Annotated in this window: 1 pseudogene (only partly in view); it reads left to right on the forward strand. The window is 68.6% G+C overall.

The features are described from left to right. Nucleotides 1-13,637, forward strand: a pseudogene (locus MSM1_RS22765) (non-ribosomal peptide synthase/polyketide synthase) (it continues 18,170 nt past the right edge of the window).

Below are 13,637 nucleotides of genomic sequence, written 5' to 3' on the forward strand. Positions count from 1 at the left end.
ATGAAGGTTGCTGATCGTGTGTTTCCGCTGACACGGGGGCAGCTGGATATCTGGCTTGCAGAGAAAACGGGCCGCTTCGGTGCGAAATGGCAACTGGGCGTGCTCTTGCGCATCGATGGCACGGTAGATCCTGGCGTGCTTCATTCGGCCATCCAACAGGTGGTGCACGAGGCCGAGCCGCTTCGTGCCACCTTTTTCGAGGTCGACGGCAGGGTGTTCCAACGGGTGATTGATCATCCTGACGTTGAGCTTGCCGGCTATGACCTTCTAGGCACGCAGGATCCTGCGCAGGAAGCCTACCGGGTAGCATCGTCGATTCAACGCACGCCGATGCCGCTTAGTGGTCCACTCTTCAAATTCGCGTTGATGCAGACACGGGCTGATGAATTTTATCTGTTCGTGTGTTGCCATCATATTGTGGTGGACGGCATCGGCCTTGCTCTCGTTTGCCATCGGATCGCAGACGTGTATTCTGCGATTATTTCCCAGTCATCGATTCCTCCAGTTTTTTTCGGATCGTTGAGCGATCTGATTGAATACGAATCAGAATATGAAGCGTCAAGTGACTACCTTGAGGATCAATCCTATTGGGCCAAAAACATTCCAGCCGACTGTGACACCGCCTATCTGGTGGACCGCACTAGCGGCGGGGGTATTGGTCAGGGCGATGGTCAGTCTTCTCCGCCGATAGAACTGGACAGGGCTGTCGTTGACGGGATATTCGAGTTATCCCAAGCGCTTGGAGTACGCCGGTCGTCGGTGATTACTGCGGCGTGCGCGCTGTTGGTGCGCCAGTACGACGTCGCGACCCCGGAAGTGGTGCTTGATTTTCCGGTAAATAGGCGTGTGCGCCCAGAGGTGAAGACGATACCTGGAATGATTTCCGGGGTCGTGCCTCTAATGTTGAAGGCTGAGCCGGAACAAACAGTAGGTAGTTTTTGCAAATATGTTGACGCACGGATACGAGAGACGCTTATACACCAGCGGTTCCCGGTGCAAGCTATTGAAAGGAAGGCACGACTCAGCGAACTGGTGTGGACCTCGAACCGGGTCGTTGTTAATTTCCTGCCGACCACTCATATGGATAATTTTGGTGGTGCTGCTGCATCGGGAACCCTCACTCATTCTGGTTTGGTAGATCAATTTGGGCTGGTGTTTTTCAGGGACAACGATCGGCTTTTCCTCAGCACGCAGGGCTCGGGTCATTTCTTTTCGAATGCCGATGTACTCGAGTTGGCCGCGCGGTTGCAGGCGGTGTTGGTGGGGATGGCCGCGGATCCCATGCGGCGGGTGGCGGGGCTGGATGTGCTCGATGGGGTTGAGCATGCCCGGTTAGAGCGGTTCAGCAACCGTGCCGTGTTGGCCCGCCCCGCCCCGGGTGGGGTGTCGGTTCCGGTGGTGTTTGGCGCACAGGTGGGCCGCACCCCGGATGCGGTGGCGCTTAGTTGTGGGGGGCGGTGGTGGAGTTATCGGGAGCTGGATGCGGCGGCTAACCGGCTAGCGGGGGTGTTGATCGGTTACGGCGCTGGTCGGGGTGGGTGTGTGGGGCTGCTGGTGCCGCGCTCGGGGGAGGCGGTGGTGGCGATCGTGGCGGTGTTAAAGACGGGGGCGGCCTATGTGCCGATAGATCCCGCGTGGCCGGATGCGCGGGTGGGGTTTGTGCTGGCCGATGCCGCCCCGGTGGTGGTGATCAGCACCGCGGGGCTGCGGGGCCGCCTGCAGGGGTGCGCGGTGCCGGTTATTGAGGTCAGCGATCCGGTGGTGGGCACGCAGCCGGCCGCGGCGCCGCCGGCGCCGGGCCCCGAGGACATCGCCTACATCATCTACACCTCGGGCACCACCGGCGCCCCGAAGGGGGTGGCGGTCACCCACCGCGGCATCACCGGGTTGTTTGACTCCCTGGATGCCGGTGTGGGGCTGACACCAGGGCAGGTGTGGTCGCAGTGTCATTCGCTGGCGTTCGACTTTTCGGTGTGGGAGATTTTCGGCGCGTTGTTGGGTGGGGGCCGGCTGGTGGTGGTGCCCGAGGAGACGGTGGGCAGCCCCGAGGAGTTTCACGCGCTGTTGGTGGCCGAGCGGGTAAGTGTGCTAAGCCAAACGCCGTCGGCGTTGGCGGTGTTGGCCGCGGGGGGGTTGGAGTCGACGACGCTGGTGGTGGCGGGGGAGCCCTGCCCGGGGGAGCTGGTGGATCGCTGGGCGCCGGGGCGGGTGATGCTTAACGCTTATGGGCCCACCGAGACCACGGTGTATGCGACGGTCAGCGCCCCGTTGGCCGCTGGTGTGGGGGCGCCGCCGATTGGGGCGCCGGTGGCGGGGGCGGCGTTGTTTGTGCTGGATGGGTGGTTGCGCCCGGTGCCGGTGGGGGTGGTGGGGGAGTTGTATGTGGCCGGCATGGGGGTGGGGTGTGGGTATGTGCGCCGGGCGGGGTTGACGGCCTCGCGGTTTGTGGCCTGCCCGTTTGGGGGGGTGGGGGCGCGGATGTATCGCAGTGGGGATTTGGTGCGCTGGCGTGGCGATGGGCAGCTCGATTATGTGGGCCGCGCCGATGAGCAGGTCAAAATCCGGGGGTATCGCATCGAGCCCGGTGAGGTGCAGGCGGTGCTGGCCGGGTTGGCGGGGGTGGAGCAGGCGGTGGTGATCGCCCGTGAGGACCGCCCCGGGGATAAGCGCCTGGTGGCCTATATCACCGGGGAGGCCGACCCGGTGGGGGCGCGCGCCGCGCTGGCCGAGCGGCTGCCGGGCTATATGCTGCCCGCGGCGGTGATCGCCTTAGACAGGCTGCCGTTGACCGTCAACGGCAAGCTGGATCGGCGCGCCCTGCCGGCCCCCGACTACGGGGACGTGGAGCGCTACCGGGCCCCCTCGTCTGCCACCGAGGAGATCTTGGCCGGGATCTACGCCGGGGTGCTGGGGCTTGAGCGGGTCGGGGTGGAGGACTCGTTTTTCGATTTGGGTGGGGATTCGCTGTCGGCGATGCGCCTGGTCGCGGCGGTTAACAGCGCCTTGGATGCCGCGGTGACGGTGCGGGTGGTGTTTGAGGCGCCCACGGTGGCGCAGTTGGCGAGCCGTGTGGGGGTGGGGGCGGGCCGGTTGGCGCCGGTGGTGGCCGTGGAGCGCCCGGCGGTGGTGCCGTTGTCGTTTGCCCAGCAGCGGTTGTGGTTTATCGACCAGTTGCAGGGGCCTTCAGCGGTGTACAACATTGCGGCGGCGTTGCGGTTGTGTGGGCGCCTGGATGCGGGGGCGTTGGGTGCGGCGCTGGGGGATGTGGTGGGCCGCCATGAGAGCCTGCGCACGCTGTTTCCCGCGGTGGGGGGCACGCCTCGGCAGCTGATCGTTCCCGTTGAGCGGGCCGATTTCGGGTGGGGGGTAGTCGATGCCGCCGGCTGGCCGTCGACGCGCCTGGAGGAGGCCATCGGCGCGGTGGGGCGTCACCGGTTTGATTTGGCCGCCGAGATTCCGTTGCGGGCGCGGCTTTTCCGTGTGGGCGCCGATGAGCATGTGCTGGTGGTGGTGATCCATCATATCGCCGCTGATGGCTGGTCGTTGCGCCCGTTGGTGCGCGATTTGGGGGTGGCCTATGCCAGCCGGTGCGAGGGGCGGGCCCCGGATTGGGAGCCGTTGGCGGTGCAGTACGCCGATTACACGCTATGGCAGCGGGAGCAGTTGGGGGATCTTGAGGATGGTGGCAGTCGCATCGCCGCGCAGCTGGCCTATTGGGAGCAGGCGTTGGCGGGGCTGCCCGAGCGGGTGGTTCTTCCCACCGATCGGCCCTATCCGGCGGTGGCCGATCAGCGCGGCGCCAGTGTGCCCGTTGACTGGCCGGCGGGGTTGCAGCGGCAGATCGCCCGGTTGGCCCGGGAGCACAATGCCACCGGTTTTATGGTGGTGCAGGCCGCCCTGGCGGTGTTGTTGGGCAAGCTGGGCGCCGGCAGTGATGTGGCGGTGGGTTTCCCGATCGCCGGGCGGGGTGATCCCGCGCTCGATGAGTTGGTGGGGTTTTTTGTCAACACCTTGGTGTTGCGGGTGGATTTGGGGGGCAATCCCACCGTGGGGGAGCTGCTGGGGCGGGTGCGGGCGCGCAGCCTGGCCGCCTACGAGCACCAGGATGTGCCCTTTGAGGTGCTGGTGGAGCGGCTTAACCCCACCCGCAGCCTGGCCCATCACCCGCTGGTGCAGGTGATGCTGGCCTGGCAAGACAGCCAGCCCCCGCTGCCGGCTTTGGGTGATGTGCAGGTCACCCCGCTGGGGGTGGACACCGGTACCGCGCGCATGGATTTGGTGTTTAACGTGGCGGAGCGCTGGGGTGAGGGCGGTGAGCCCGCCGGTATCGGGGGGACGGTGGAGTTTCGCACCGATGTGTTTGATCGCGCCAGCATTGAGGCGCTGATCGCGCGGTTGCAGGCGGTGTTGGTGGGGATGGCCGCGGATCCCATGCGGCGGGTGTCGGGGCTGGATGTGCTCGATGGGGTCGAGCATGCCCGGTTAGAGCGGTTCAGCAACCGTGCCGTGTTGGCCCGGCCCGCCCCGGGTGGGGTGTCGGTTCCGGTGGTGTTTGGCGCGCAGGTGGGCCGCACCCCGGATGCGGTGGCGCTTAGTTGTGGGGGGCGGTGGTGGAGTTATCGGGAGCTGGATGCGGCGGCTAACCGGCTAGCGGGGGTGTTGATCGGTTACGGCGCTGGTCGGGGTGGGTGTGTGGGGCTGCTGGTGCCGCGCTCGGGGGAGGCGGTGGTGGCGATCGTGGCGGTGTTAAAGACGGGGGCGGCCTATGTGCCGATAGATCCCGCGTGGCCGGATGCGCGGGTGGGGTTTGTGCTGGCCGATGCCGCCCCGGTGGTGGTGATCAGCACCGCGGGGCTGCGGGGCCGCCTGCAGGGGTGCGCGGCGCCGGTTATTGAGGTCAGCGATCCGGTGGTGGGCACGCAGCCGGCCGCGGCGCCGCCGGCGCCGGGCCCCGAGGACATCGCCTACATCATCTACACCTCGGGCACCACCGGCGCCCCGAAGGGGGTGGCGGTCACCCACCGCGGCATCACCGGGGTGCTGGGGGGCGTGGAGGCGGTCTTGCCGGCGGGGGGAACGTGGTCGCAGTGGCATTCACTGGCGTTCGACGTGTCGGTGTGGGAGATTTTCGGCGCGTTGTTGGGTGGGGGCCGGCTGGTGGTGGTGCCCGAGGAGACGGTGGGCAGCCCCGAGGAGTTTCACGCGCTGTTGGTGGCCGAGCGGGTAAGTGTGCTAAGCCAAACGCCGTCGGCGTTGGCGGTGTTGGCCGCGGGGGGGTTGGAGTCGACGACGCTGGTGGTGGCGGGGGAGCCCTGCCCGGGGGAGCTGGTGGATCGCTGGGCGCCGGGGCGGGTGATGCTTAACGCCTACGGCGAGACCGAAACGTTTTATGCGGCGATCAGCGCGCCGTTGGCCGCTGGTGTGGGGGCGCCGCCGATTGGGGCGCCGGTGGCGGGGGCGGCGTTGTTTGTGCTGGATGGGTGGTTGCGCCCGGTGCCGGTGGGGGTGGTGGGGGAGTTGTATGTGGCCGGCATGGGGTTGGGGTGTGGGTATGTGCGCCGGGCGGGGTTGACGGCCTCGCGGTTTGTGGCCTGCCCGTTTGGCGGGGTGGGGGCGCGGATGTATCGCACCGGGGATGTGGTGCGGTGGGGCGCTGATGGGCAGCTGCGCTATGTGGGCCGCGCCGATGAGCAGGTCAAAATCCGGGGGTATCGCATCGAGCCCGGTGAGGTGCAGGCGGTGCTGGCCGGGTTGGCGGGGGTGGAGCAGGCGGTGGTGATCGCCCGTGAGGACCGCCCCGGGGATAAGCGCCTGGTGGCCTATATCACCGGGGAGGCCGACCCGGTGGGGGCGCGCGCCGCGCTGGCCGAGCGGCTGCCGGGCTATATGCTGCCCGCGGCGGTGATCGCCTTAGACAGGCTGCCGTTGACCGTCAACGGCAAGCTGGATCGGCGCGCCCTGCCGGCCCCCGACTACGGGGACGTGGAGCGCTACCGGGCCCCCTCGTCTGCCACCGAGGAGATCTTGGCCGGGATCTACGCCGGGGTGCTGGGGCTTGAGCGGGTCGGGGTGGAGGACTCGTTTTTCGATTTGGGTGGGGATTCGCTGTCGGCGATGCGCCTGGTCGCGGCGGTTAACAGCGCCTTGGATGCCGCGGTGACGGTGCGGGTGGTGTTTGAGGCGCCCACGGTGGCGCAGTTGGCGAGCCGTGTGGGGGTGGGGGCGGGCCGGTTGGCGCCGGTGGTGGCCGTGGAGCGCCCGGCGGTGGTGCCGTTGTCGTTTGCCCAGCAGCGGTTGTGGTTTATCGACCAGTTGCAGGGGCCTTCAGCGGTGTACAACATTGCGGCGGCGTTGCGGTTGTGTGGGCGCCTGGATGCGGGGGCGTTGGGTGCGGCGCTGGGGGATGTGGTGGGCCGCCATGAGAGCCTGCGCACGCTGTTTCCCGCGGTGGGGGGCACGCCTCGGCAGCTGATCGTTCCCGTTGAGCGGGCCGATTTCGGGTGGGGGGTAGTCGATGCCGCCGGCTGGCCGTCGGCGCGCCTGGAGGAGGCCATCGGCGCGGTGGGGCGTCACCGGTTTGATTTGGCCGCCGAGATTCCGTTGCGGGCGCGGCTTTTCCGTGTGGGCGCCGATGAGCATGTGCTGGTGGTGGTGATCCATCATATCGCCGCTGATGGCTGGTCGTTGCGCCCGTTGGTGCGCGATTTGGGGGTGGCCTATGCCAGCCGGTGCGAGGGGCGGGCCCCGGATTGGGAGCCGTTGGCGGTGCAGTACGCCGATTACACGCTATGGCAGCGGGAGCAGTTGGGGGATCTTGAGGATGGTGGCAGTCGCATCGCCGCGCAGCTGGCCTATTGGGAGCAGGCGTTGGCGGGGCTGCCCGAGCGGGTGGTTCTTCCCACCGATCGGCCCTATCCGGCGGTGGCCGATCAGCGCGGCGCCAGTGTGCCCGTTGACTGGCCGGCGGGGTTGCAGCGGCAGATCGCCCGGTTGGCCCGGGAGCACAATGCCACCGGTTTTATGGTGGTGCAGGCCGCCCTGGCGGTGTTGTTGGGCAAGCTGGGCGCCGGCAGTGATGTGGCGGTGGGTTTCCCGATCGCCGGGCGGGGTGATCCCGCGCTCGATGAGTTGGTGGGGTTTTTCGTCAACACCTTGGTGTTGCGGGTGGATTTGGGGGGAAATCCCACCGTGGGGGAGCTGCTGGGGCGGGTGCGGGCGCGCAGCCTGGCCGCCTACGAGCACCAGGATGTGCCCTTTGAGGTGCTGGTGGAGCGGCTTAACCCCACCCGCAGCCTGGCCCATCACCCGCTGGTGCAGGTGATGCTGGCCTGGCAAGACAGCCAGCCCCCGCTGCCGGCTTTGGGCGATGTGCAGGTCACCCCGCTGGGGGTGGACACCGGTACCGCGCGCATGGATTTGGTGTTTAACGTGGCGGAGCGCTGGGGTGAGGGCGGTGAGCCCGCCGGTATCGGGGGGACGGTGGAGTTTCGCACCGATGTGTTTGATCGCGCCAGCATTGAGGCGCTGATCGCGCGGTTGCAGGCGGTGTTGGTGGGGATGGCCGCGGATCCCATGCGGCGGGTGTCGGGGCTGGATGTGCTCGATGGGGTTGAGCATGCCCGGTTAGAGCGGTTCAGCAACCGTGCCGTGTTGGCCCGGCCCGCCCCGGGTGGGGTGTCGGTTCCGGTGGTGTTTGGCGCGCAGGTGGGCCGCACCCCGGATGCGGTGGCGCTTAGTTGTGGGGGGCGGTGGTGGAGTTATCGGGAGCTGGATGCGGCGGCTAACCGGCTAGCGGGGGTGTTGATCGGTTACGGCGCTGGTCGGGGTGGGTGTGTGGGGCTGCTGGTGCCGCGCTCGGGGGAGGCGGTGGTGGCGATCGTGGCGGTGTTAAAGACGGGGGCGGCCTATGTGCCGATAGATCCCGCGTGGCCGGATGCGCGGGTGGGGTTTGTGCTGGCCGATGCCGCCCCGGTGGTGGTGATCAGCACTGCGGGGCTGCGGGGCCGCCTGCAGGGGTGCGCGGTGCCGGTTATTGAGGTCAGCGATCCCGTGGTGGGCACGCAGCCGGCCGCGGCGCCGCCGGCGCCGGGCCCCGAGGACATCGCCTACATCATCTACACCTCGGGCACCACCGGCGCCCCGAAGGGGGTGGCGGTCACCCACCGCGGCATCACCGGGGTGCTGGGGGGCGTGGAGGCGGTCTTGCCGGCGGGGGGAACGTGGGCGCTGTGTCATTCGCTGGCGTTCGACTTTTCGGTGTGGGAGATTTTCGGCGCGTTGTTGGGTGGGGGCCGGCTGGTGGTGGTGCCCGAGGAGACGGTGGGCAGCCCCGAGGAGTTTCACGCGCTGTTGGTGGCCGAGCGGGTAAGTGTGCTGACCCAAACGCCGTCGGCGTTGGCGGTGTTGGCCGCGGGGGGGTTGGAGTCGGCGACGCTGGTGGTGGGCGGGGAGCCCTGCCCGGGGGAGCTGGTGGATCGCTGGGCGCCGGGGCGGGTGATGCTTAACGCTTATGGGCCCACCGAGACCACGGTGTATGCGACGGTCAGCGCGCCGTTGGCCGCTGGTGTGGGGGCGCCGCCGATTGGGGCGCCGGTGGCGGGGGCGGCGTTGTTTGTGCTGGATGGGTGGTTGCGCCCGGTGCCGGTGGGGGTGGTGGGGGAGTTGTATGTGGCCGGCATGGGGGTGGGGTGTGGGTATGTGCGCCGGGCGGGGTTGACGGCCTCGCGGTTTGTGGCCTGCCCGTTTGGGGGGGTGGGGGCGCGGATGTATCGCAGTGGGGATTTGGTGCGCTGGCGTGGCGATGGGCAGCTCGATTATGTGGGCCGCGCCGATGAGCAGGTCAAAATCCGGGGGTATCGCATCGAGCTTGGTGAGGTGCAGGCGGTGCTGGCCGGGTTGGCGGGGGTGGAGCAGGCGGTGGTGATCGCCCGTGAGGACCGCCCCGGGGATAAGCGCCTGGTGGCCTATATCACCGGGGAGGCCGACCCGGTGGGGGCGCGCGCCGCGCTGGCCGAGCGGCTGCCGGGCTATATGCTGCCCGCGGCGGTGATCGCCTTAGACAGGCTGCCGTTGACCGTCAACGGCAAGCTGGATCGGCGCGCCCTGCCGGCCCCCGACTACGGGGACGTGGAGCGCTACCGGGCCCCCTCGTCTGCCACCGAGGAGATCTTGGCCGGGATCTACGCCGGGGTGCTGGGGCTTGAGCGGGTCGGGGTGGAGGACTCGTTTTTCGATTTGGGTGGGGACAGTATTTCGGCGATGCGCCTGGTCGCGGCGGTCAACAGCGCCTTGGATGCCGCGGTGACGGTGCGGGTGGTGTTTGAGGCGCCCACGGTGGCGCAGTTGGCGAGCCGTGTGGGGGTGGGGGCGGGCCGGTTGGCGCCGGTGGTGGCCGTGGAGCGCCCGGCGGTGGTGCCGTTGTCGTTTGCCCAGCAGCGGTTGTGGTTTATCGACCAGTTGCAGGGGCCTTCGGCGGTGTACAACATTGCGGCGGCGTTGCGGTTGTGTGGGCGCCTGGATGCGGGGGCGTTGGGTGCGGCGCTGGGGGATGTGGTGGGCCGCCATGAGAGCCTGCGCACGCTGTTTCCCGCGGTGGGGGGCACGCCTCGGCAGCTGATCGTTCCCGTTGAGCGGGCCGATTTCGGGTGGGGGGTAGTCGATGCCGCCGGCTGGCCGTCGGCGCGCCTGGAGGAGGCCATCGGCGCGGTGGGGCGTCACCGGTTTGATTTGGCCGCCGAGATTCCGTTGCGGGCGCGGCTTTTCCGTGTGGGCGCCGATGAGCATGTGCTGGTGGTGGTGATCCATCATATCGCCGCTGATGGCTGGTCGTTGCGCCCGTTGGTGCGCGATTTGGGGGTGGCCTATGCCAGCCGGTGCGAGGGGCGGGCCCGGATTGGGAGCCGTTGGCGGTGCAGTACGCCGATTACACGCTATGGCAGCGGGAGCAGTTGGGGGATCTTGAGGATGGTGGCAGTCGCATCGCCGCGCAGCTGGCCTATTGGGAGCAGGCGTTGGCGGGGCTGCCCGAGCGGGTGGTTCTTCCCACCGATCGGCCCTATCCGGCGGTGGCCGATCAGCGCGGCGCCAGTGTGCCCGTTGACTGGCCGGCGGGGTTGCAGCGGCAGATCGCCCGGTTGGCCCGGGAGCACAATGCCACCGGTTTTATGGTGGTGCAGGCCGCCCTGGCGGTGTTGTTGGGCAAGCTGGGCGCCGGCAGTGATGTGGCGGTGGGTTTCCCGATCGCCGGGCGGGGTGATCCCGCGCTCGATGAGTTGGTGGGGGTTTTTGTCAACACCTTGGTGTTGCGGGTGGATTTGGGGGGAAATCCCACCGTGGGGGAGCTGCTGGGGCGGGTGCGGGCGCGCAGCCTGGCCGCCTACGAGCACCAGGATGTGCCCTTTGAGGTGCTGGTGGAGCGGCTTAACCCACCCGCAGCCTGGCCCATCACCCGCTGGTGCAGGTGTCGTTGGCCTGGCAAAACCTGCCCTGGCAACGCGACGGCTCCGCGGCCAGCGGCCCGGGCTTGGCTGATCTAGAGGTCACCCCGCTTCCGGTGGAAACCCATTCTGCCCGTATGGATCTGACATTCTCCCTGGCCGAACAGTGGACAGAGGCGCACGAGCCCGCCGGTATCGGGGGGACGGTGGAGTTTCGCACCGATGTGTTTGATCGCGCCAGCATTGAGGCGCTGATCGCGCGGTTGCAGGCGGTGTTGGTGGGGATGGCCGCGGATCCCATGCGGCGGGTGGCGGGGCTGGATGTGCTCGATGGGGTCGAGCATGCCCGGTTAGAGCGGTTCAGCAACCGTGCCGTGTTGGCCCGGCCCGCCCCGGGTGGGGTGTCGGTTCCGGTGGTGTTTGGCGCGCAGGTGGGCCGCACCCGGATGCGGTGGCGCTTAGTTGTGGGGGCGGTGGTGGAGTTATCGGGAGCTGGATGCGGCGGCTAACCGGCTAGCGGGGGTGTTGATCGGTTACGGCGCTGGTCGGGGTGGGTGTGTGGGGCTGCTGGTGCCGCGCTCGGGGGAGGCGGTGGTGGCGATCGTGGCGGTGTTAAAGACGGGGGCGGCCTATGTGCCGATAGATCCCGCGTGGCCGGATGCGCGGGTGGGGTTTGTGCTGGCCGATGCCGCCCCGGTGGTGGTGATCAGCACCGCGGGGCTGCGGGGCCGCCTGCAGGGGTGCGCGGTGCCGGTTATTGAGGTCAGCGATCCGGTGGTGGGCACGCAGCCGGCCGCGGCGCCGCCGGCGCCGGGCCCCGAGGACATCGCCTACATCATCTACACCTCGGGCACCACCGGCGCCCCGAAGGGGGTGGCGGTCACCCACCGCGGCATCACCGGGTTGTTTGACTCCCTGGATGCCGGTGTGGGGCTGACGCCAGGGCAGGTGTGGGCGCTGTGTCATTCGCTGGCGTTTGACGTGTCGGTGTGGGAGATTTTCGGCGCGTTGTTGGGTGGGGGCCGGCTGGTGGTGGTGCCCGAGGAGACGGTGGGCAGCCCGAGGAGTTTCACGCGCTGTTGGTGGCCGAGCGGGTAAGTGTGCTGACCCAAACGCCGTCGGCGTTGGCGGTGTTGGCCGCGGGGGGGTTGGAGTCGGCGACGCTGGTGGTGGCGGGGGAGCCCTGCCCGGGGGAGCTGGTGGATCGCTGGGCGCCGGGGCGGGTGATGCTTAACGCTTATGGGCCCACCGAGACCACGATGTGTGTGGCGGTCAGCGCGCCGTTGGCCGCTGGTGTGGGGGCGCCGCCGATTGGGGCGCCGGTGGCGGGGGCGGCGTTGTTTGTGCTGGATGGGTGGTTGCGCCCGGTGCCGGTGGGGGTGGTGGGGGAGTTGTATGTGGCCGGTGGGGGGGTGGGGTGTGGGTATGTGCGCCGGGCGGGGTTGACGGCCTCGCGGTTTGTGGCCTGCCCGTTTGGGGGGGTGGGGGCGCGGATGTATCGCAGTGGGGATTTGGTGCGCTGGCGTGGCGATGGGCAGCTCGATTATGTGGGCCGCGCCGATGAGCAGGTCAAAATCCGGGGGTATCGCATCGAGCCCGGTGAGGTGCAGGCGGTGCTGGCCGGGTTGGCGGGGGTGGAGCAGGCGGTGGTGATCGCCCGTGAGGACCGCCCCGGGGATAAGCGCCTGGTGGCCTATATCACCGGGGAGGCCGACCCGGTGGGGGCGCGCGCCGCGCTGGCCGAGCGGCTGCCGGGCTATATGCTGCCCGCGGCGGTGATCGCCTTAGACAGGCTGCCGTTGACCGTCAACGGCAAGCTGGATCGGCGCGCCCTGCCGGCCCCCGACTACGGGGACGTGGAGCGCTACCGGGCCCCCTCGTCTGCGGTTGAGGAGATCTTGGCCGGGATCTACGCCGGGGTGCTGGGGCTTGAGCGGGTCGGGGTGGAGGACTCGTTTTTCGATTTGGGTGGGGACAGTATTTCGGCGATGCGCCTGGTCGCGGCGGTCAACAGCGCCTTGGATGCCGCGGTGACGGTGCGGGTGGTGTTTGAGGCGCCCACGGTGGCGCAGTTGGCGAGCCGTGTGGGGGTGGGGGCGGGCCGGTTGGCGCCGGTGGTGGCCGTGGAGCGCCCGGCGGTGGTGCCGTTGTCGTTTGCCCAGCAGCGGTTGTGGTTTATCGACCAGTTGCAGGGGCCTTCAGCGGTGTACAACATTGCGGCGGCGTTGCGGTTGTGTGGGCGCCTGGATGCGGGGGCGTTGGGTGCGGCGCTGGGGGATGTGGTGGGCCGCCATGAGAGCCTGCGCACGCTGTTTCCCGCGGTGGGGGGCACGCCTCGGCAGCTGATCGTTCCCGTTGAGCGGGCCGATTTCGGGTGGGGGGTAGTCGATGCCGCCGGCTGGCCGTCGGCGCGCCTGGAGGAGGCCATCGGCGCGGTGGGGCGTCACCGGTTTGATTTGGCCGCCGAGACTCCGTTGCGGGCGCGGCTTTTCCGTGTGGGCGCCGATGAGCATGTGCTGGTGGTGGTGATCCATCATATCGCCGCTGATGGCTGGTCGTTGCGCCCGTTGGTGCGCGATTTGGGGGTGGCCTATGCCAGCCGGTGCGAGGGGCGGGCCCCGGATTGGGAGCCGTTGGCGGTGCAGTACGCCGATTACACGCTATGGCAGCGGGAGCAGTTGGGGGATCTTGAGGATGGTGGCAGTCGCATCGCCGCGCAGCTGGCCTATTGGGAGCAGGCGTTGGCGGGGCTGCCCGAGCGGGTGGTTCTTCCCACCGATCGGCCCTATCCGGCGGTGGCCGACCAGCGCGGCGCCAGTGTGCCCGTTGACTGGCCGGCGGGGTTGCAGCGGCAGATCGCCCGGTTGGCCCGGGAGCACAATGCCACCGGTTTTATGGTGGTGCAGGCCGCCCTGGCGGTGTTGTTGGGCAAGTTGGGCGCCGGCAGTGATGTGGCGGTGGGTTTCCCGATCGCCGGGCGGGGTGATCCCGCGCTCGATGAGTTGGTGGGGGTTTTTGTCAACACCTTGGTGTTGCGGGTGGATTTGGGGGGAAATCCCACCGTGGGGGAGCTGCTGGGGCGGGTGCGGGCGCGCAGCCTGGCCGCCTACGAGCACCAGGATGTGCCCTTTGAGGTGCTGGTGGAGCGGCTTAACCCCACCCGCAGCCTGGCCCATCACCCGCTGGTGCAGGTGTCGTTGG

The organism is Mycobacterium sp. SM1, from assembly GCF_018361265.1.
Taxonomy (GTDB): domain Bacteria; phylum Actinomycetota; class Actinomycetes; order Mycobacteriales; family Mycobacteriaceae; genus Mycobacterium.